The following is a 20,757-nucleotide window of genomic DNA, read 5'->3' on the forward strand; positions in this document are numbered from 1 at the left end:
GGTGCCGGCGAAGGATGATGATGGAAGACTACCGTCTTTCACGCAGGCGCATCACTATACGTTCGTTTAGCCGGTCCGTTCTGTCCAGGCGCCGTTTGTTGGGGACACGCATCGTGGCGCTGACAGCCGGAAAAGGATGCGATCGCGACTTCACTGAAGCAGTTCCGACTTCCTGACGAGGTCGCTGAAGGTCCGCGCCTCCATCTTCTTCATCGCGCTTGCACGATGAAGCTTGACCATGATTTCGCTGATCCCCAGCTCATAGGCGGCTTGCTTGTTCATGAGACCTTCGGTGACAAGCTTCATCACTTGCCTCTCACGGGGGGTGAGGGTGGCCGCACACTGACGGGCATGTTTTCTCCTTGCCGCCACTTCCCGCTGCTTTTTCCCTCCCTCCAAAGCAGTGGCGACCGCACAAAGCAGGTCGTTCACCTCGAAGGGTTTCAACAGGAAATCGACGGCTCCCGACTTCATGGCAGTGACGCTTGTCCGGACGTCTCCATCGCCGGTCATAAAAACGATCGGAAGGTCGAAGCCCGCATCCGACAGTTTCCTTTGATACTCGATACCGCTCATGCCCGGGAGTTTCACATCGAGTAACAGGCACCCGACGGCCTCCGGATCGCCCCTTTCGTCGAAGTCCGCGGTGTCGATGAACGCTTCGGCCTGTATTCCTGAGGAGCCGAAGAGTTCCAGTAGCGCCGAGCGCATCCTTTCATCGTCGTCGATAATGTGGACCACGTTCACGTCGGTGGCCGCTTCGATGGGGTTTGAACGTTCGGGCATCGCTTGGCTCCCTTGGTCTCAACAAACAACATCCGCCCATTTTATCCGACATGGACTTGGTGGCTATAAAACAAAGGTTTGCTCTTCCGGGCGGTCTGCGACCCTTCCATCTGTTCGGTCAGGGCGGCGGCGAGTAAGTCGATGGTTCGTAGTCAGACGCCACAAAGCGAAACGCACGGTGCGATCGCCCGAAAGGTGACCTCGATCAGTTGTTCGGGAAAGGCCAGGCGGGAAACACCAATCAGGTTGCTCGCGCATGCCGGCACCTCGGCTCCATACATCTCCTTCCGAACTTTGCCTGCAGCCGCAAATGCGGCGTCGACATCGAGCACGTAGAGTGTCTCTTCGACCACATCGTCGAGGGAAGCTCCGAATTCGGCAAGGACGGCGACGGCATTGGCGTATGTCTGCCGCATCTGCTCTTCCATGTTCGAAAAATCGACCGGTCTTCCGGCTGGATCCAGTTTTGCCGGGGCGACGAGATTGCCGGCGATATCGTGGCTTAGCTGTCCGGAGATATAAATAATGCCTTTGACCCGCACGGCCTGAACATAGCCGTAGGCCTTTTCCCATGGCACACCGAAGTTTGCGGTCCGTCTAATCGGGGAACACATGAAATCCTCCGTTTCTTCGATCTGGGCGGCGGCCTCAACTCGCAGCCGGTTTAAATTCCGCTCTATGTCAGTTCACGTGTGGCGTCGAAGGGCGCCGGGGGCGCCCTTCGACGTTCCTACTTGGTGAGGAAGCTGAGGATGTCCTCGTTGATGACGTCCGCGTGGGTGGTCGCCATGCCGTGTGGGAAACCCTCGTAAATCTTGAGGGTGGAGTTCTTCAGAAGTCGAGCGGAACGGGGGGCGGAAATCGCGAGCGGAACGACCTGGTCGTCATCGCCATGCAGCACCAGCGCCGGCACGTCGATCATCTTCAAGTCTTCGGTAAAGTCGGTCTCCGAGAAGGCCTTTACGCCAAGGTAGTGGGCATTGGCCGCTCCCATCATCCCCTGTCGCCACCAATTGTGGCTGACCGCTGCTGACGGCGTGGCGCCAGGCCGGTTGAAGCCGTAGAAGGGGCCGTTTGCGATGTCGTTGTAGAGCTGGGACCGGTTGGCGGCGAGGGCCTCGCGGTAGCCGTCGAGCGCCTCGATCGCAATCCCCTCTGGATTGTTCTGCGTCCTGAGCATGAGCGGCGGAACCGCACCGATCAGGACGAGTTTGGCCACGCGCCCCTTGCCGTGGCGGGCGACGTACCGGGTCGCTTCGCCCCCGCCCGTCGAATGTCCGATATGGATCGCGTTGCGCAAATCCAACTGCCGCACGAGGGAGGCTACGTCGGCGGCATAGTGATCCATGTCATGGCCGCCGCTCACCTGCTCCGACCGCCCGTGGCCACGGCGGTCATGGGCAATGACCCGATAGCCTTTTGCGAGGAAGAAGAGCATCTGGTTGTCCCAGTCATCCCCGCTCAATGGCCAGCCGTGATGAAACACGATCGGTTGCCCGTCGCGCGAACCCCAATCCTTGTAAAAAATCCTGGTCGAGTCTTCTGTCGTTACGTATCCGTGACCGGGTTGCTCGGCTGTCATGACCATTCCTTTCTGTGCTGGTCGTGCCGCATCAAATGGTGGTTTCAGGCCGCAGTGCTCAGCCCCCGAAACAGGACCCAGCGGCGGACGCTGTCGTTAACGGAGGACCGTTTCGACGCCACGCTGGGGACCCTGTTCCTTGGGGAGCAACGGCCGGCATGCGACGTGACGACGCTAGCACCTGGCGCATGGCGGGAAAGGTATACCTTGGTTTCGGCGACCTCTCGCGACCCGTTCCAGGGGATCCTGAAGTTCAACGCGAAGCCTCGTGGCTTCAAAATCGTAAGGCATGGACTTCGATGGCAGTTTCTATGCCCTCGAGCGTGTGTCGCCCGAGGCGTTCGGTCTGCTCATGGCAGGCTGCCGCGTCCACGAATTCTCCTGAAAGAAGGACGGGACGGCGCAGGCGTTTGGTCAGCGCCTCGAGCTTGAAGGCCCGGTTGACTGCTGAGCCGATCACGGTGAAGTCGAGGCGGTGCCTTGAACCGATGTTGCCATAGTTGACCTCGCCGAGGTGGGCGCCCATGCCGAAACGCATTCGCTCGCCCTGCCGCCAAAGCAGGGATGCCGCTTGATACGCCTCGCGCACCGCGGCGATGAGGTGCATGCAGGCCTGCGCGTCGTCCATGGGGAAAACGGCGAGCAGACCGTCTCCGATAAACTTCAGGATTTCTCCGCCATGCTGTTCGATCGGCTCGCCGACGGCGTCGAAGAAGTCGTTCAATATCTCGATCAGCTGGTCACGCGGCAGCCGGTCGGAAAGATGGGTGAAATCCCGCAGATCGCAGACGAGGATCGCGGCATCGATCGTCGCACCCGCCCCTCGTCTGGTTGCGCCACGCAATATTTCTGCGGAGGCATGCGAGCCGACATAGGTGTCCAGCAGCGTACGAGCCAGCTCGCTTTTGACACGGATTTCGCTGACGAGGGACAGCCAGGGCAAAAGCGCGTCGAACAGCGCCAGTTCCTCTGCGCCGAAGCCATCATGCCGGTCCGTGGCAAAGGTGAGGAGGTGGCGGCGGCCCTGCGTATGATCGAGAGGCCATGCCGCGTAGTCCGTGTGGCCGGCGAGCTTCAGTTCTTCGTAAACCGCAAATCGATGCGGGCCGACGATCTGCAGTTTTTGCCGGACGCGTAGTCCGCCGACGATCGCCAGTTGAAAGGGGCTGCGACGAAAGACGTCGGTGGCCTCGACGTCATAAGCGATGGTCTCAACCTTGGCGACCGATTGTCCCCGCGCCCAGGTCAGGCGCGTACCCAGCCATTGCGGATGGTGCACACGAAGATGAAGCGTCGCTCTGCTTAGCGCCACGCCGCAACAGACGAGCCGGCCGCAGAGCTCGGCAAAAACCTTGTCCACGAGGGGTTCGTAGGGGATCCCCGTCGCGAGCCAGTGCAGGATCTGCTCGCGCATCTCAGTGTTCAGCTCTAATCCCATGGCCTTCAGCAATCGCATCCGCGTCGACGGGAAGTGGGAAGCGCCAACGGTTCAATCAAATCAGGGCCAATGGTCGATTGCCGCCCCGGGGCGCCATGGGCAGCAATCGACCGGTTGTCCTCGCCAGATCAGTCGCCTTTTTCGCTCCCGAAGGAAGCCGTCCGTCAGTAGTCCCACCAGGCGGGAACCCAGCGGTAGAGGTCGCCGGCGGTTGCTACACGACCGACCGACGGGAACGGCATATGCGTCGAAACCAGCCAGGAGCCGGTCTCGGCGAGTTCTTTCATAAGCCGCAGTCGAACGCGGGTCGCCTCTTCGGGGTCGTGTTCGAAGCCGTTGTGCCACTCGGGATGGTCGAAGGACACTGGGAACAGGGCGTCGCCGCCGAACATCAGTCGCTCGCCGCCGGACGAAATGCGGACCACGCTGTGCCCAGGGGTGTGACCGCCGGTACGGGTGACGACCACGCCCGGCGCCACTTGGGCCTGCTCGTCGAACGTCCGCAGATTGGCACGATACGCGTTCAGAAACTCACGGGACGCCTTGCGCGCCAGATCTGCGAGTGCCGGTGGCATCGCGGTGAGCGAAAAGTCGGGCGCTTGCCAGAACCGGGTCTCGGCGGCGCACACGTGGACGCGAAGATCCGGACGTATGCGCTCCTTCACGCCTTCGACGAGAAGCCCGCCGACGTGGTCGAAATGCATGTGCGTCAGCACCACGTCGGTTACCGAGACGAGATCGATTCCGGCGGCCTCCAATCGATGGACGAACTGTCCGGCCCGCGGAAAATCGGGATACTCCTCCCCCAGACCACTGTCGATGAGGATCGTCTGGTCACCGCTGCGCACGACAACGGCGTTCAGCGCCCAATCGAAGGCAACCTTTGACAGAAACCTGTCGTCCAGCCACGCTTCCCGCACGTCGGGGTCGGCGTTGGTGGCCATCGACTCGGCAGGCGGGGTCAAGATGCCATCGCTGATGACCAAGACGTCGATGTCACCGACCTTTACCGCATAGCGTGAAGGAACCAGCTCATCCGCTGCGGGCCTTTCCTGCTGGACGATCTTTCGGGAACTTGCTTGTACGTTGGACATGATGTGCTCCTGTTTTCACGGTTGAAATGTGCCGGTCAGGGTTACATCGCGGAGTCTAGGTTCGGGTTTTTGGGCGGTCGAGCTACACCTGAGTATGGGGCTGTCCGAGCCTGGTCCTGTGAAGCGAGTTCGTGCGTCAATCTGCGCGCCACGCACACGCTTTGGTGCGGTCAACGGTAGGTGGAGCAGGTCTCCCCAAACCTGCGTATAGTTTCGGCGGTCAATTCAATCGCCTAACCTCTGTCCGGTATGCGCAGGCGGCCGTTGCTCGGTCAGTGACATCACGAACGTGGTGATTGCGCGACCGCAGGCGGATTACACTCCATGACACTTACAGAGGCTAATCTGATCGCCCTGTCCGGCGCGCAACCACTGGTGAACGTATCGGAGTACTGCAGGCGGGCGGGCATCGGCGAAGCCGAGGAGCGCAGACTGCTGTTGCTTCTTGGGCGAGAGGCGTCCTGCCACGAACTCCAGATGAACATCGTACAGCGCCGAATGCGTGCACGTTAGCGACCCGTCAAGGTTGCTCCGCCAAACGCGCGCCGCAAGCGGCCATGGTCAATCCGGTAATCCTGCGAGCCGCAATCCGTCGGCAAACCGCTTGAAATCGTTTGGTCGATGGATCGGCAGCCAATCGCGCAGATTGGAAACGCTCAAGGTAGGATCAAGCTGCCTCAGGCGCTGCATGTACCGCCTTGCCTCGTCGGGTCGGCCGGCGAGCGCATGGCTGGCTGCGGCAAGTGCGACCGCGGCGAGCAGGCTCGGCAGGTTCGCAAGTGCCTTCTCGGCCCAGACCAGCGCATCGTCGTAATTTCCGGAAAAGAAATGCGCGATTGCCGTTCCTGTCTGCATTCGGAACATCTCCGGATCGAGCGGGCTCAGCCGAACGGCATGGGTGAGATCCTTCATCGCGCTCTCCGTCTCACCCCGAAAGACGCGCAGCACGCCACCCAGGAACCACGCGAGCGCGAAGTTCGGATTGAGCAGCCGGGCCCTGTCGATCAACGCGATGCCGGCGTCGAGATCGTCGGTGAGATGACCGAGCGCATGGCCGCCTCTTGTGAGCGCCACGGCGTCGTCCCGGCCAAGCTCCACCGCGAGCCGTGCGAGCCGCGCGCCCTCGGCGATCTCGGCCGTGCGGTCGACCATCCAGCCGTTGAGCTTGCACCAGAAGAAGCACCAGGCGGCGCCGGCATAGGCTGCGGCAAACTCGTCGTCGAGCGCGATCGACTTGTAGAAGAGAGGCAATGCAGCCTCAAGCGCCTCACGGGTGCCGCTGTGCAGCTTCGCCATGCCGCGAAGATAGTAGTCGTAGGCGTCGAGGCTTTCGGTCGGCTTGCGTTTGGCGCGCTCGATCTCGATCCGTTCGAGTTGCGGCGCGATCGCGCCGACGACGCTTTCGGCTATTCCATCCTGCAGCTCGAAGATGTTGTCGAACGTGCCTTCGAAGCGCTCGGCCCAGAGATGCGCGCCGGTCGTGGCGTCGACGAGCTGTCCGGTAATGCGGACCTTGTTTCCCGATTTGCGCACACTCCCTTCCAGAACGTAGCGCACGCCAAGCTCGCGACCGACCTCCGTCGGCTCCACCGTCCTGTCCTTGTAGGTGAAGCTCGAATTGCGTGCGATGACGAACAGCCAGCGGATCCGCGAGAGCGCGGTGATGATATCCTCCACCACCCCGTCCGTGAAATACTCCTGCTCGGGATCGCCGCTCAGGTTCTGAAAGGGCAAGACGGTTATCGAGGGTTTGTCGGGCAAGGAGAGCGCCGGCGCCGCCGCGCGGGCTTCTCCGGAACTGCCATTGACGGCGACTAGGTCACGCGCAGAGACATCATTTCCCACGTCGACAAGGCTGACATCGCCGACGAAGCGGAAGCCCTTGCGAGGGACCGTGCGCACCAGATGCTGCTCTTCACCATTGTCGCCGATGGCCTTGCGAACGGCGTTTATGTGGCTGGTGATCGTCGATTCCGACACGATCCGACCGCCCCAGACGGCGAGCAGCAGATCGTCCTTGCCGACGACTCTTTCTCGATTTTCGATGAGATGCACCAACAGGTCGAAGACCTGCGGACCGACGGCGACAACCTGCCCGCTGAGCGTCAGTTCCCGGCGTTTCGGATCGAGCAGGTAGTCTGCGAACTTGAATTGCACCTCAGGTCTCCTGGACGACTTCCCTGACTGGCGATTGCCATCCGCGGATAACCAAAACGCCATCACGTGGTTGGAGCATCCCGCCACGATCACACAACCGCTTGGACGGACAATCAAGCTATCCACAAGGGTAATTCAAGACAGTCCCAAGGACTTCCTGAGAGCATAGGGCCACTCTCAGTGCAGATCGGCGGCAATGGTGCGGTCGAGACAAAGCAGAGTGAACCCATGAAGATCGTCGTCATCGGAGGCACCGGCCTTATCGGATCGAAAGTTGTGAAGATCCTGCGCGAGCGCGGACACGACGTGCTCGCTGCCGCGCCAAATACTGGCGTCAACACGATCACGCGTGAAGGTCTGGCTGCAGCGATGGATCGCACCGACGTCGTCGTCGACGTCGCTAACGCGCCGGTTTGGGACGACAAGGCTGTTTTCGAATTCTTCGAGACGTCGGGGCGCAATCTTTTGGCAGCGGAAGCGGCGGCCGGCGTTCGCCACCACATCGCGCTTTCGATCGTCGGCAGCGACCGGTTGCCCGACAACGGCTATTTCCGAGCGAAGGTCGCGCAGGAAAACCTCGTCAAGGCATCCGGCCTTCCTTACACCATCCTCAGGGCCACGCAGTTTTTTGAGTTCGTCGGCGGCATTGCGCAATCGGCGACCGTGGACGGCGAGGTCCGCCTTTCGCCGGCGCTGTTCCAGCCCATTGCCTCCGACGACGTCGCCGCAGCACTTGCCGATGTTGCGCTCGCAGCGCCGATCAACGGAACGATCGAAGTCGCCGGACCGGAAGCCATGCCGCTCGATGAGGTCGCCCGGCGTTTCCTGCGGGCGACGAACGATAGCCGAAAGGTCGTTCCCGACGTCCACGCACGCTATTTCGGCGCGTTGCTCGATGACCGATCGCTGACCCCCGGCAACAACCCGCGGCTCGGCGCAATCCGCTTCGGCGACTGGGTCGGCCAACAGGCCCGGCTCTGAAAAACGCGTGCACCAATATCCGCAAGCTGGCGGCGTCCGAGCGACGTGCATGACATCCTCCTGGCGCGCCGACGCAGCCGAAGAAATTCAAAGGAACCAAGACCATGGACACGATCGAGGACAGGATTGCCAACGTCACGGGAAACGCCTCGACCGGTGCGGCCGGAAAGCGATCCGGCAAGCGGAAGAAGGTTGGCATGCTGCTGTGCCTCGGTGCTGCGGTCGCCATCGTCGGCGGCTGGGCCTGGGCGCATCCAGGCGACGAGGCCTCGACCGATAACGCCTATGTCCGTGGCGACTTGACGTCGCTTGCGCCGAAGATCGCCGGGTATGTCGTGGCCGTCGAGGTCCAGGACAATCAGAGTGTCCGGGCGGGCGATGTGCTTTTCCGGATCGATGACCGGGACTATCGGGCTCGCTTTGCACAGGCGGCGGCCAACGTCGAAGCGGCACGCGCTCGGCTGGTCAATGTCGATGCGGAAACGGAGCTTCAGCACGCCCTCATTCGCCAGGCCGAAGCCCAGAAGCTGTCAGCCGTCGCAGAGATGAATCTCGCTGCCAAGGCATATGAACGCCGGCGCGAACTGATCCGCAGCAATACCATCAGTCAGGCGCACGTTGACGAAAGTGATGCGGCGCGGTCGAAAACGCAGGCGGGCGTCTCTGCGGCCTCCGCAACGATCGAAGCGCAGAAGCAACGCATTGCAGTCCTTGCGGCACAGCGTGAGGCCGCCGTCGCAGCCGTGGCCCAGGCAGAGGCTGCACGCGACCTTTCCCAGATCGATCTCGAAAGCACGGTCGTGCGTGCCCCGGTTGGTGGCGTCATCGGCAACCGTCAGGTTCGCGTCGGCCGTTTCGTCGCTCCCGGCACGTCCCTGCTCGACATCGTTCCGGTCGACGACCTGTGGGTTGTCGCCAATTTCAAGGAAACGCAGCTCGAGCATATTCAGCCGGGTCAGCGCGTCCGGATCAGCATCGACGGGTATCCGGGGCAAACCCTTGAAGGCAGGGTTGACAGCTTTGCGCCGGGCAGCGGTTCGGCCTTCAGCCTGCTGCCCTCGGACAATGCAACCGGTAACTTCGTCCGTGTCGTCCAGCGGGTGCCGGTCAAGATCCGATTTGCGCGCAACCCCTTGACTGGTCGCCTCGTGCCGGGGCTGTCGGCGAGGGTCGACGTGGATCTCGGGAGCGGGTCATGACCACGCACATCGTCGCCACGGTGAAACACAAGACATTTGTGTCAGCCACGCTGCTCGTCGCCGGCATCGTGTTTGCGGCACTGACAGAGGCGATTGCGAGCACCATTCTTTCGCTCAGCCGCGGAGACATCATCGGCGACATCTATGCCACGCCCGACGAATTCGCCTGGCTCGACGTCGGCTATACCGCCTTCAAGCTCATCGGCTTCATGGTCGCCGCTTCGATGCTGACCCGCATCCGGCCGCTCAGTCTCGTCATCGCATCGACGCTCGCCATGGGGCTTGCGTCTGGGATGGCGTCCGCGACGACGTCGCTCGATCTCCTGATTGCGCTCAGGATTATTCAGGGGCTTGCCGGCGGTGTCCTGCTCGTTGCAGGGCAGACCACCATCTTCTTTGCATTTCGGAGCGCCCATCAGCCAATCCTTCAGGCGCTGTTTGCCATGGGCGCGGTGGTCGCGCCCGCAACGGTCGCCCCCGCGCTTCAGGGATGGTTGCTGGACAGCCAGTCGTGGACCTGGATCTTCTACTGCAATGTCGTTCTGTCTCTGGCCGCCGCAGGACTTCTCCTGATGGTCGAGGTTCCGGCACCCGCCACGACGAGGCACCGCCCCCTCGACTGGGTCGGGCTTTCACTGGTTTCGGTCGCGCTTTTCTGCTTCAGCTATGTCCTCAGCCAGGGCAGCCGCTGGGACTGGTTCGAAGAGTCGCGCATTCTTTGGCTCTCGGTGGCTGGCGTAGCCTCGCTGTTCCTGTTTCTCGGGCAGCAGGTGCTGCGCAAGGGCACCGGCCTGTTCGATTTTTCCCTGTTCAGATCCGACGATTTCGCCTTCGCTTTCATCGTCAGTTTTGTCGCCGGCGCGGCACTGTTTGGCAGCGCGTTCCTGATCCCGGCGTTCGCCGTATCCGTTCTGGCCTTCACGCCGACCGACGCCGGCCTGCTGCTCCTGCCGAGCGGCGCCCTCTTCGTTGCGGCCCTGCTCCTGGCCGCCTTCCTGATGCAGGTCCGTCGGCTTCCCCCGTTCGCGACCGTGCCCTTCGGTATTGTGATGATTATGCTGGCGATGTGGATGCTGTCCGGGTCGACGAGTGAAAGCGGTGCCGCTGACATGATGGCCGCGATCCTTTTGCGCGGCCTTGGCCTTGGGTTCCTGTTTATGTCGATCACCTTGATTGCCTTCGGCAATCTCGACCGGCGAAACCTCGCCTCCGGGATCGGACTGTTCAATACCGGGCGCCAGCTTGGCGGTCTTGTCGGTGTTGCCGGGCTTCAGACCCTTATCGACCACAATGTCGCGGGAAATGTCGTAGTCCTCGGCGCGAGCGTTAATGCCGGAGGCCAGGCCGTCATGGAACGTCTGGCCGCAACGACTGCCATGCTTGCGGCACGGGGCATGGATGCCGCTCCTGCCGGTCGGGCCGCGATGGCGCTTCTCGGTCGGGCCGTTGCTGGGCAATCCATCGTGATCGCTTTCGACACGGCGTTCAACGCCGTGGCGCTGCTGTTCGTCGTCGCAGCGCCCGTGCTCGTGGCCATCAAGCTCGGCCTGGCCCGGCGCGCCAAGGCGCGCCACACCCACGCCGGCCGTTGACCGAACGGAACCGCCCTAAACCGAGGTATAGCTCGACCGTCAACGTCGCTCGAACCTAGAGTCCACCACATCAACCGAGAACCACACGTTTCATCAGGGAAAACAGGAGGACATCATGACGCCGGCAGAAGCAAGATCTCACACGAACACGACCGTCGAACCCGCGCTGTCCGGTCGGTCGGCTCCAGAAGAGCTGGTTCCATCGCGCTATGCCGTCAAGGTCGGTGACATCGAGGTCCTGGTCGTCAGCGATGGGGTTTTGCCATTGCCAACCACGATGCTGGGACACAACGCCGACGCCGCCGATCGGGCAGCCTGGCTCGACGGCATGTTCCTGCCGGCCGACGCCTTCGACTGGTCGCTGAACGTGGTCGTGGTGCGAAGCGGCGCACAAACTATTCTTATCGATGCCGGGCTTGGCCTGGATCCGGACTTGAACCTGCCGCGCGCCGGTCAACTGATCAGGCGACTGACGGCTGCAGGCATCGACCTTGGATCCGTGACCGATGTGGTTCTGACGCACATGCACATGGACCATATCGGCGGATTGCTGGTTGATGGCGTGAAGGAGCAACTGCGTCCGGATCTGCGCATCCACGTCGCCGCCGCCGAGATCAAGTTCTGGGAATCGCCTGATTTCTCGCATGCGGTCATGCCGCAGGGTTTCCCGGATGCGCTGAGGGCAACGGCCAAACGCTTTGCGAACGAGTACCGCAACCATCTTCGACCTTTCGAGGACAGGTGCGAGGTTGCGCCGGGTGTGGTTGCCGAGCGCACCGGCGGCCATACGCCTGGGCACTGCGTGGTCCGGGTGGCTTCGGGAGGCGACCGGCTGATGTTTGCCGGCGACGCCCTGTTCGCCGTCGCCTTCGACCATCCCGACTGGTTCAACGGTTTTGAACACGACCCCGAGGAGGCAGCTCGCGTTCGGGTGCGTCTCATGAACGAACTGGCCGAGACGGGATCGTCGCTGGTGGCCACGCACCTGCCTTTCCCGTCCGTCGGGCATGTGGCGATCGACGGCGATCGCTTCCGGTGGGTTCCGGTGTTCTGGGATTACTGACGTCTCAAGCTTAGCGATTGCGCGCAAGGACCATCGGTTCGTCTTGTTCTCCATCCCGGAGCAGAGCACGGCCGATGGTTTTGCGTTTCATGGCGACAAGGGCGGCCTCGCAGGGAGTGTCGCGGAGGGAGAAAAGTCGCCTCGCAGGGAGTGGAAATGGACCAGCAACCCCAATTATTGCCCGTCCTCGTCTGCGTTCTGGGCATCGCCGGAATTGTCGTCTGGCATTTGCAGGGCAGGGCGCGCCCAACCGCGCGGCTGGTCGTGCAGATCGCCTTCTTCGCGTCGATGACGGCGGTGCTCGCCTACACCCGCCTCAATCCGTTTCGCTACGACCGGACCGATCTCGAAGGCGCTCAGACACTGCTCGTGGCGGCAAAGACGCTCTGGTGGGTGCATCTCTCCTGGGCGGCGATCGGGTTCATCCGGCTTTACCTTGTCCTCGATGGCCGACCGCGGGAAGCGCGACTGATCCAGGATCTGGTTGTTGCGGTCGTCTATCTCGGCGTGCTGCTCTCGATCCTGGCATTCGTCTTTGGCGTGCCAATCGGGGGCTTGCTGGCGACGTCGGGTGTCATTGCGATCATTCTCGGTCTCGCGTTGCAGAGCACCTTGGGTGACGTCTTCTCGGGCATAGCGCTGACCCTTGGTCGCCCTTATATCCTTGGTGACTGGATCTGTCTCAGTGACGGAACGGAAGGCCGGGTGGTCTCAAGCAACTGGCGGTCGACGCATTTGCTGACCGCAGCCCACAATCTCGTCGTGCTGCCCAACAGCGTCCTGGCAAAGGTGGGGCTGACCAATATCAGTCAGCCGGACGAGAACCACCAGATCATTGTCTCGGTTCGCGTGGTTCCGACGCGCATGCCGCGGATGATCGTTGACGTGATGCATGCGGTTCTCGACAGTTGCAACGCGATCGTGAAAGAGCCGCCTCCAACCGTCGGGCTCATGGGGCTCGATGCCAGCGCCATCACGGTGGAACTCCAGTTCCGGGTCACCAGCCCGGCACAGCGCGGCCCGGCGCGCAACGAAATCATCGATCTGGTCTATCGGCATTGCCGGGCAAACGGGCTGCAACTGGCTCTACCGCCCGAGAGCACGCTCATGCAAAGCCCTGCCAGGTCCGACCTGCAGCACACTGTCGCACCGGCACAGGACCTGATCGACGCGATCCCAATCTTTTCCAATCTCAGCCAGGAAGAACGCGATACGCTTGCGGCCGCGGCGACGCCGCGCAGCTTTGCCGCCGGCGCCGAAATCGTCAGAGAAGGCCGGTCGCTCCAAAGCCTGATGATGATCAAGAACGGCGTGGTGTCGCTGAAGAGCGGGGATGTGGAAATCGCGCGCTTGGCCCCCGGTGATTTCTTCGGCGAGGACGGCCTTCTGGCCGGAATGAAGGAGAGACACGACCTCCACGCCGTCACCCGCCTTACCGTCTATGAGGTCGATCAGGCCGCGTTGGCGCCGCTCTTGTCGAAGCGCCCGGAAATTGCGGAGGATCTGGCAGCCCACCTGGCGCAACGCGAAGCGATCGGAGCAGGTTCGCAATTGCCTGCGAACCAGCACGAGCGGCGCAAGCTGGACCTGCTTCATGCCATCCGCTCCATCTTTCGAAGCCAGCGTGAAAGCGCGAACGGCTGAGGCGGCGACACGGCGGTTCGTACGCGAGCGCGCCGCCGCCGATACACAATCGCCGCTGCGGCAAACCTACGTATATCTGTTTCTATCCGCAGGCCCGCCATACGATCCCACGCATTGCCAACAACGTGAATGGAGGAGAAATCCATGCGAAAACTAGCGATTGGCTTGCTGTGTGCGACGCTGATCACCGGACCGGTGGCGGCCTCCGACGAGCCCTATAATGCCAAGGTCACCGTGGTGTTCGACCACGCGCTTCCGAATGTGCCGGGCAAGAGCATGCGCGGCGTTCTGGTCGAATATGGCCCCGGCGGCCACAACCCGTCACACACCCACCCCAAGAGCGCCTTTATCTATGCGACGGTGATCGAAGGCAGCATCAAGAGCCAGATCAACGACGGTCCAGTCAAAGTCTACAAGACCGGTGAGAACTGGATCGAAGTCCCGGGCGATCATCACCGCGTCAGCGCGAACGCAAGCGACAGCGATCCGGCGAAAATCTTGGCCGTTTTCGTTCTCGATACGACCGCAACGGAGATGGTGCTGCCCGCGAAGTAGCCCCCTTCTTCTCAATCAAACGCGATCCCAAGACGAGCTTGCAAGGAGCAGAACCATGAAAATCGTCATTATCGGCGGCACCGGCCGCATCGGGTCAAAAGTTGCAGAGCGCCTCAGAAGCAAGGGCCACGACGTGGTGCAATCGGCACCCTCGACGGGCGTCGATACACTGACGGGTGAAGGTCTGGCCGATGTGCTGACCGGCGCCCAGGCGGTGCTCGACGTGAGCAATTCGCCGTCCTTTGAGCCGGGTGCCGTTCTTTCATTCTTCGAACGATCGACCTCGAACCTGCTTGCGGCGGAGCGGGCCGCTGGTGTCGGCCACCACGTCGCGCTTTCCATTGTCGGTATCGAACGGTCGCCCGACAATGGCTATTTCCGAGCCAAGGTCGCGCAGGAGAGCCTGATCAAGAACGGCGGCGTTCCTTACACCATCGTAAGGTCGACGCAGTTCCTGGAGTTCCTCGGCGGCATTGCCGATGAGGCAACTGTCGACAGGACCGCAAGGGTGTCGTCCGGCGCGTTCCAGCCGATCGCTGCAGACGACGTCGCAGCATTCGTTGCAGAAGCGACGATCGGCAAACCCGAGAACCAGACGATCGAAATCGCTGGCCCTGAAAAGAAGCCCATGAGCGATTTCATTTCCGAGTATCTGGCAGCCGTCGGCGACAGCCGCAAGGTCGTTGCCGACCCGGACGCCAAGTACTTCGGTTCGCGCGTCGACGATCAGTCGCTGGTTCCTCTCGGATCCGCCAAGCTGGGTAAGCTCGACTTCAGGAGCTGGAATGCCCAACAACCTCAGGCGGCCGCCTGAGATCGCTCCGTCGGGCCGATGCGACAACGAAAAGCGCATCGGCCCGACGCTTTTTGTCTTCGGTGCAAGGCAAAGCTGCCGCGGCTATCCTGCCGGCGTGCTGGTCCAAGTGGGCGCTGGGTGACCGCAGCCGGGTCGGCCAGCCTTGAATGAATGACCGCATGACATCAAGAAGATCCCCGTTTTCAGTCTGCCCCACCTCAGAGGAGCGGTCGGCGATCGGGCGGCGCATAAACGGATGTATAGCTCCGAACGCGGCGGGTTTCCGGCACGATGACGAGCGGCCATGTCGGTCGATCATGTCAGGCGGAGGACGAAGCACCATGACGCATCAGCAGGCTTCCGATCTCACGTTTCGGATTATGGCGATCGATGTCTGGAACCGCATTAGTGTCGCGGCCCGAACCGTTCCTGACTCGGCCGACAAGGTCTACGGATTGGACGGTCTCTAGATGGATTTTCGTCGGGCAATGGCGGGGCTCTTTATGCTTATCTGCCTTGTCGGCTGTGCCTTAGAGCGTGCATCGCTCACAGCGCAGTCCGCTGCCACGTCACCGGCGTCGCGCGGCGCGCAGCCTGTCGGAAAGCAACAAGGATCCGAGGCATCCGAACTCCTCTACATCACCGACCGCGCGCCGACGGTCGTTTCCGGCAACAGGCTGTCATACGGCGCCAAGCGGGCGATCTACTTAAGCTTCGGATCGGTATCGATCGCCCCAAGGCGCTCTTCTTCTGCCGGCAAGAGAAAATTCCGGGTCGACGCTGTTTCCGAGACCGGCCGGTTTCCGGCAACACCCTACGGGATCGTGGCAACGGCGAACGGCCTGCACCGCACTCCGCAAGCAGTTGCGGCACATGAACAGGCTGTCGCGTCACTGCAGGCTGAAGTTGCCCGACGTCTCGCGGCAGCCGGACGCAAGGAAGTCATTGTCTTCGTTCACGGATACAACAACAGCTTCGACGACGCGGCACTCGCCACCGATGAGATCTGCCGTTCGCTGCAAAACCAGTTTGTCTGCATTGTCCTGACCTGGCCCGCCGGAGGCGTCGGCGGCTCGTTCTTCGGCTACAGCATCGACCGTGAATCGAGCGAGTTTGCGGTTGCGGACTTCAAGAAGGCCGTTCGCGTCATCGCCGCAACGAAGGGTGTCGAGAGGCTTCACCTCCTGGCGCATAGTCGCGGAACCGATGTGCTGGCGAGCGTCGTCCAGCAGCTTGCCATCGAAGCCTATGTCAGCCGATCCTCGCTCTGGCAGCGCTACAAGATCGCGAATGCTGTGTTTTTCGCCCCCGATATCGATCTCGATGTGGCGTCGTCCAAGTTGTTCGCCTGGGTCTCCGACCCCGATCTTGCCTTTGGGAGCAAATCGACGCCAAACACATTGCCCGCTCAAGGCTCGATGCACCTTACGGTCTATTCGTCGCCAAGGGACGAGGCGTTGAAAGCCTCGACGCTGATCTCCGGCAGCGCCCTGCGGCTTGGTCAGCTCGCCGTCGGCAATCTTCCCCGCGACAGGAGCGAGGCGGCGTCCAGATGGGCAGGATCGCATATGGGAAGGCTGGTCGATTTCGTCGAATACCCCGGCGGCGACGGCTTTATCGGCCACAGCTACTTCCTGTCCGACGCCACCATCAGGGCGGACTTGGTCGCGCTCATTCGCGACAGAGCCAAATCTGGCGATCCCCGACGCCAGCTCATCGAAATCAGACGCCCATTCTGGCGAACGTCGAATACCCCACAGGCGGTGCGATGATTGTCCCAAGGATTTGGAAGAGACAGTCCATTTGTGAGGCGATCGCATTATGTACCAAGTGGAAGCCAATCCCGTGTCGGTATTAACATCCGGCTGGAGGTTGACTTCGTGGCGCCGGGAGGCGATGAACCGCTATGCTAAACGCCATCGTCCAGCTTCGTAGAGAGCCTTCGCGCTCTAAAAACGGTTCGCAGCCCGAACGCAGGTGACACCTGGTTTGCGTTCGGGGTCTCCAGGAACTCCTCCCGAACAACGCGCCACCTTCGCGGTTACCGCCGCACCAATGATCTGAAATCTTGACCAAACGTTCTCTGCCTCGCAGCAGCTCAGGCTCCTTCCCACGGGCGGCCTTGGTCCGCCTTTACCATCTTTGGCACCTTTTGAGAGAGTTCGTCGAGCGTCGCCATAACGCGGTTCACCTGCGAGAGCCTAGGTGTCAGCTCAGGAGCATACCTGACGACGCAATATTCTTTCACCGCGGTGAGCGCTACCAAGTGCGCCAAGGTGCGTTTGCGCAAAACCAGACCTGCGGCCGCTGCTATTCGCGCCCGCTCGCCAAGATCATGTTGAAAAACTCGGATCGTCTCACGACCGATGCTTTTGGAGAGAAGAAGAGCATCCAGATAGAGCTCGATGGCATGAAGAGCCAGCAGCCGTTGGGGCAGTTGGTTGGGCTTGGCCGGAGCCTCACCTAGCTTGATGGCGGCGGCCCGGTATCGCGCTGCCAGGTGCAGAACGTCTCGCACGCTTGCTGTTTTGCCGCGGTCCATGTTGGTCGATCTCCCGCGTCAAATTGAAACTTCGCGCTCGGTTCCGACCTCGTCATCCACTGATCGTGATCGTTTCTCATGGTTTTCGCGTCCTGCAATACGGATGAGGTCCTCCAACAGGATCCGCAGCTGTGCCAGGGGGCGTCTTCAAGCTTGAGGCCTTGATCGTGCGTAACGATCAGGCAGTGGAGCTTTGCGTCGACTTCGATCACCGAGGAGACCGGTGCGATCAAAAGCACCCGCCCCAGGACCCCGGTCTGCTCTGCGAGCTCCTGTTCCAGGGCGGCGACTGCGCTGTAGCCAAGCCGCTGATCAGCGTCCTTCCACCGTTTCCGACGCTCGCGCAGTTCGGCGTTGTCAGAACCGCTATCCAGCCGCGCGCGATAGATCATGTCCCGAGGAGTGGTGTAGCTCCGGCGATCGCCGTGCTTTCCGGACGGAGCCGGGAATGGGTCAGCTTGCCGCAGCGGGCAGGCTGATGAGCGGATCATCGCTCATTGCGGCGATGGTCTCAAGGGTCAGGTATCTGGAGCGCTGGACAGCCCACTCGTCGTTCTGTTCGAGCAGCAATGCGCCGACGAGGCGGACGATGGCGTCATCGTTGGGGAAGATGCCGACGACCTCGGTGCGCCGCTTGATCTCGCCATTGAGGCGCTCGATGGGGTTGGTGCTGTGAAGCTTGGTCCAGTGCTGCCTGGGAAAGGCCATATAGGCGAGCACGTCTTCTTCAGCGGTGTCCATGAGTTGGGCGAGCTTCGGCACTTTCGGCCTGATCTGGTCGGCGACATTGCGCCACTGAGTGCTTGCGGTCTCCGGCGTATCCTGGGCGAAGGCCGTGGCGATGAAGGCGGAGACCACTCGTCGGCCGCTCTTTCCGGCATGGGCCAGCGCGTTTCTCATGAAGTGAACCCTGCACCTCTGCCAGGTGGCCGATAGAACCTTGGAGACGGCGGCCTTGATCCCTTCATGGGCATCGGAGACGACGAGCTTGACGCCTCTGAGACCCCGTTGCGTCAGTTTGCGCAGAAAATCCGTCCAGATCGGCTCGGCCTCGGACGTGCCAATCTCCATGCCCAAGACCTCGCGCCGTCCGTCGGTGTTGACGCCGACGGCGATGATGACGGCAACCGAGACGATGCGGCCACCGCGACGAACCTTCAGATAGGTGGCGTCGATCCACAGATACGGCCAGTCGCCTTCAATGGGGCGGCTGAGGAACGCCTTCACCTTGTCGTCGATCTCCTCGCACAGCCTCGAGACCTGGCTCTTGGAGATGCCGCTCATGCCCATCGCCTTGACCAGATCGTCGACGGAGCGGGTCGAAACGCCCTGGATATAGGCTTCCTGAATTACGGCTCTTCAGAGCCTTCTCGGCCATGCGACGCGGCTCGAGAAAGCTTGGGAAATAGGTGCCGGTACGAAGCTTCGGGATGCGCAGTTCCACCGTCCCGGCCCGTGTTTCCCAGTCGCGCTCGCGGTAGCCGTTACGTTGGGCAAGCCGAAAGGCGTTCTTCTCGCCATAGGCCGCGCCCGTCTTCGCCCCGACCTCCAGCTCCATCAGCTTCTCGGCAGCAAAGCCGATCATCTCCCGCAGCAAATCCACTTCCGCGCTCTTCTCAACAAGAGAGCGCAGGTTCATCATCTCGTCGGTCATCGGTGATCTTTCCATCAGGTTGAGCTTGAACAACCCGACCCTACCGGAAAAACACTGATGGCCGCCTTCCTGCTACACCACCTCACGGGACACGATCATGCAGGTAGTCTAACTCGGTCGGGCTCATCCAGGCACTGTCTCGGGGGTCAAACATCTGGGCCTCCCCGTCCTGGATTATGCGGCAGTGCGACTGTGGTCGCCTCTGTGGCCGAGCGCGGTGGCGTACGCCACGCCACTCACTGGCAGACCCGCCTCCAGACACGCCGCGACGAAAGCTTCACGTGCGATCGCCACCGGCGTCCTTCGGTTAAGCGCGCGCCGACAGGTGTCGACGGCCCGCTCGTATCGCTGCCCACGGCGCCGCGGCCATTCGTTCTCCAGAAAATCCAGAGCGTCGAATACCGATGAAAAGGTGCGATTGGTGCCGTTCTGGAACGTTACCTGCAGCGGCACAGACCATGGCATCTCCGGAAGATACATGATTTCCTCCTTCCTATCTAACCGGATGAAAGAAGACGGAAAATCATCTGGGAATGCGTGGATTGCTTTTCAAGATCTGCGGCACCCGAGATTTGATCAGGGTGGTGGTGCTCCCGGCAGGACTCGAACCCGCAACCAATCGGGCCGACCGCACTGCTCTCTTTCGGGCCGATTCAAGCTCTTGGTGACGTTGGTATCTTGTAATGTTCCGTAAAGTACGTATTTTACGGAAAAATGGAGGTGCATGATGACATCCACCGTAACCGCCGCTGCGGTCTCCAAGAATTTTGGAGCCTATCAGGACGCGGCCGTGCGCGAGCCGTTGATTATCACTAAGAACGGCCGACCGCGCACGGTTTTGATCGCCTATGAGGACTATCTTCGATTGAGGCGGCGCGAGCGCCAAGTCGAACTGACGAGCGCGTTGGATGCCGACGAGCTCGCCGCAGTCGAAAAATCCACGATGGATCCCGGACTTGACCATCTCAATGCCGAATTGACGAAGGACAAGAATGCTGCCGGCTGAGCCGAAGGTCGGCTGGGTCTTCCGCTATTCCTATCTCTGGCACTGGCAGCATTTGGAAGGACGAGAAGAGGGGGACAAGGATCGCCCGGCGCTCGTTCTTGCCATCATTGCTACCTTGGAAGATGGAGCGCCGGTGGTGCGGGTGCTTCCGATCACGCATACGCCACCTTCCCACCCGGCCGATGCCGTCGAGATTCCGCCGGCGACAAAGCGTCGATTGGGGTTAGATGACGAACGCTCCTGGATTGTTTTGACGGAAAGCAACCGCTTTGCCTGGCCAGGGCCGGACGTCCGACCGCTCGACACGGAAAGCGGCTACCACGGCCCGTTGCCTCCGGCCCTGTTCGAAGAGGTGAAGCGTCGCTTTGTCGGGCTAGCGCGCAGCCAAAGACATCGGGCGACCCCGCGTAGTTCTTAAAAGCGATTTGTTCCGGCAATTTCTGCAAAATGGCGCATCGCATGCCGTCCCCGAAAAGACGGGACGGCAATCACGGGGTTCGCTAGCATCTTGCGCCGAACTCCCGTGAAGCAACCGTCAAGCCGAAGGGCAGACCAACCCTGGCAAAGGCTCGTTGCGCGTATATTCACGGTCGGGAGATCCTAACTGAAGTGCAACACGCCGGTTTTCAGGGTAGGGGTTCAGCCTCCCTCTTGCAAATGTGCCCGGA

General features: G+C 61.5%; 20 protein-coding genes and 1 pseudogene. 12 read left to right on the forward strand and 9 right to left on the reverse strand.

The window, feature by feature from the left end; genetic code table 11:
• Positions 1-150 precede the first annotated feature (150 nt).
• The 5 genes from HT585_RS30975 to HT585_RS30995 form a co-directional block, all read right to left on the reverse strand.
• Positions 151-786 (reverse strand): response regulator transcription factor, encoded by a 636-nt coding sequence (locus HT585_RS30975; RefSeq protein WP_176356611.1) that lies wholly within the window; start codon positions 784-786, stop codon positions 151-153.
• Positions 787-938: 152 nt separating this feature from the next.
• Positions 939-1,400 (reverse strand): RidA family protein, encoded by a 462-nt coding sequence (locus tag HT585_RS30980; protein ID WP_176356612.1) that lies wholly within the window; start codon positions 1,398-1,400, stop codon positions 939-941.
• Between the two features lie 116 nt (positions 1,401-1,516).
• Positions 1,517-2,368: an alpha/beta fold hydrolase gene (locus HT585_RS30985; protein ID WP_176356613.1), complete on the reverse strand. Its 852-nt coding sequence runs from the start codon at positions 2,366-2,368 to the stop codon at positions 1,517-1,519.
• Positions 2,369-2,642: 274 nt separating this feature from the next.
• Entirely contained in the window at positions 2,643-3,818 is a 1,176-nt protein-coding gene (locus HT585_RS30990) for an adenylate/guanylate cyclase domain-containing protein (protein WP_246708021.1), read from the reverse strand.
• Between the two features lie 152 nt (positions 3,819-3,970).
• Entirely contained in the window at positions 3,971-4,900 is a 930-nt protein-coding gene (locus HT585_RS30995) for an MBL fold metallo-hydrolase (protein ID WP_176356614.1), read from the reverse strand.
• 324 nt (positions 4,901-5,224) lie between these two features.
• Between HT585_RS30995 and HT585_RS31000 the strand changes: the two genes are divergently transcribed.
• On the forward strand, positions 5,225-5,413 hold the full coding sequence (locus HT585_RS31000) for a hypothetical protein (RefSeq protein ID WP_176356615.1): 189 nt from the start codon (positions 5,225-5,227) through the stop codon (positions 5,411-5,413).
• 48 nt (positions 5,414-5,461) lie between these two features.
• Here the strand turns inward: HT585_RS31000 and HT585_RS31005 are convergent, their stop codons facing one another.
• The gene (locus tag HT585_RS31005) at positions 5,462-7,057 is read right to left on the reverse strand and encodes a winged helix-turn-helix domain-containing protein (RefSeq protein ID WP_176356616.1); all 1,596 of its coding nucleotides are present in this window, start codon (positions 7,055-7,057) and stop codon (positions 5,462-5,464) included.
• Between the two features lie 228 nt (positions 7,058-7,285).
• Here HT585_RS31005 and HT585_RS31010 point away from each other — a divergent pair, with 228 nt between their 5' ends.
• The 9 genes from HT585_RS31010 to HT585_RS31045 all read left to right on the forward strand — a co-directional run bounded on the left by HT585_RS31010 (position 7,286) and on the right by HT585_RS31045 (position 16,659).
• Positions 7,286-8,038 carry an SDR family oxidoreductase gene (locus HT585_RS31010; protein ID WP_176356617.1) on the forward strand — a complete coding sequence of 251 codons (753 nt, stop codon included), beginning with the start codon at positions 7,286-7,288 and terminating at the stop codon, positions 8,036-8,038.
• A gap of 104 nt (positions 8,039-8,142) precedes the next feature.
• Positions 8,143-9,237 (forward strand): HlyD family secretion protein, encoded by a 1,095-nt coding sequence (locus tag HT585_RS31015; RefSeq protein WP_176356618.1) that lies wholly within the window; start codon positions 8,143-8,145, stop codon positions 9,235-9,237.
• Positions 9,234-10,829 carry a DHA2 family efflux MFS transporter permease subunit gene (locus tag HT585_RS31020; RefSeq protein WP_176356619.1) on the forward strand — a complete coding sequence of 532 codons (1,596 nt, stop codon included), beginning with the start codon at positions 9,234-9,236 and terminating at the stop codon, positions 10,827-10,829. Before HT585_RS31015 ends, HT585_RS31020 begins: the two co-directional genes overlap by 4 nt.
• Before the next feature lie 115 nt (positions 10,830-10,944).
• Entirely contained in the window at positions 10,945-11,892 is a 948-nt protein-coding gene (locus HT585_RS31025) for an MBL fold metallo-hydrolase (RefSeq protein WP_176356620.1), read from the forward strand.
• Positions 11,893-12,048: 156 nt separating this feature from the next.
• Complete coding sequence (locus tag HT585_RS31030; protein ID WP_176356621.1) at positions 12,049-13,536, forward strand: cyclic nucleotide-binding domain-containing protein; 1,488 nt, start codon at positions 12,049-12,051, stop codon at positions 13,534-13,536.
• Between the two features lie 144 nt (positions 13,537-13,680).
• The gene (locus HT585_RS31035) at positions 13,681-14,091 is read left to right on the forward strand and encodes a cupin domain-containing protein (RefSeq protein ID WP_176356622.1); all 411 of its coding nucleotides are present in this window, start codon (positions 13,681-13,683) and stop codon (positions 14,089-14,091) included.
• 55 nt (positions 14,092-14,146) lie between these two features.
• On the forward strand, positions 14,147-14,905 hold the full coding sequence (locus tag HT585_RS31040; RefSeq protein WP_176356623.1) for an SDR family oxidoreductase: 759 nt from the start codon (positions 14,147-14,149) through the stop codon (positions 14,903-14,905).
• 323 nt (positions 14,906-15,228) lie between these two features.
• Complete coding sequence (locus tag HT585_RS32155; protein WP_281410715.1) at positions 15,229-15,357, forward strand: hypothetical protein; 129 nt, start codon at positions 15,229-15,231, stop codon at positions 15,355-15,357.
• A complete protein-coding gene (locus tag HT585_RS31045) occupies positions 15,358-16,659 on the forward strand; it encodes an alpha/beta hydrolase (RefSeq protein WP_176356624.1) in 1,302 nt (433 codons plus the stop codon).
• 326 nt (positions 16,660-16,985) lie between these two features.
• Here the strand turns inward: HT585_RS31045 and HT585_RS31050 are convergent, their stop codons facing one another.
• The 3 genes and pseudogenes from HT585_RS31050 to HT585_RS31060 form a co-directional block, all read right to left on the reverse strand.
• Positions 16,986-17,429 carry a hypothetical protein gene (locus HT585_RS31050; protein WP_176356625.1) on the reverse strand — a complete coding sequence of 148 codons (444 nt, stop codon included), beginning with the start codon at positions 17,427-17,429 and terminating at the stop codon, positions 16,986-16,988.
• A gap of 453 nt (positions 17,430-17,882) precedes the next feature.
• Positions 17,883-19,083 (reverse strand): annotated as a pseudogene (locus HT585_RS31055) (IS256 family transposase).
• A gap of 174 nt (positions 19,084-19,257) precedes the next feature.
• On the reverse strand, positions 19,258-19,563 hold the full coding sequence (locus HT585_RS31060; RefSeq protein ID WP_176356626.1) for a DUF982 domain-containing protein: 306 nt from the start codon (positions 19,561-19,563) through the stop codon (positions 19,258-19,260).
• A 247-nt stretch (positions 19,564-19,810) separates the two neighbouring features.
• Between HT585_RS31060 and HT585_RS31065 the strand changes: the two genes are divergently transcribed.
• Together HT585_RS31065 and HT585_RS31070 are read left to right on the forward strand one after the other, a co-directional pair.
• The gene (locus HT585_RS31065; RefSeq protein ID WP_176356627.1) at positions 19,811-20,089 is read left to right on the forward strand and encodes a type II toxin-antitoxin system Phd/YefM family antitoxin; all 279 of its coding nucleotides are present in this window, start codon (positions 19,811-19,813) and stop codon (positions 20,087-20,089) included.
• A complete protein-coding gene (locus tag HT585_RS31070; RefSeq protein ID WP_176356628.1) occupies positions 20,076-20,507 on the forward strand; it encodes a plasmid maintenance toxin (PemK-like) in 432 nt (143 codons plus the stop codon). Before HT585_RS31065 ends, HT585_RS31070 begins: the two co-directional genes overlap by 14 nt.
• The last annotated feature ends 250 nt before the right edge of the window (positions 20,508-20,757 follow it).

Source organism: Ensifer oleiphilus, assembly GCF_013371465.1.
Taxonomy (GTDB): domain Bacteria; phylum Pseudomonadota; class Alphaproteobacteria; order Rhizobiales; family Rhizobiaceae; genus Ensifer; species Ensifer oleiphilus.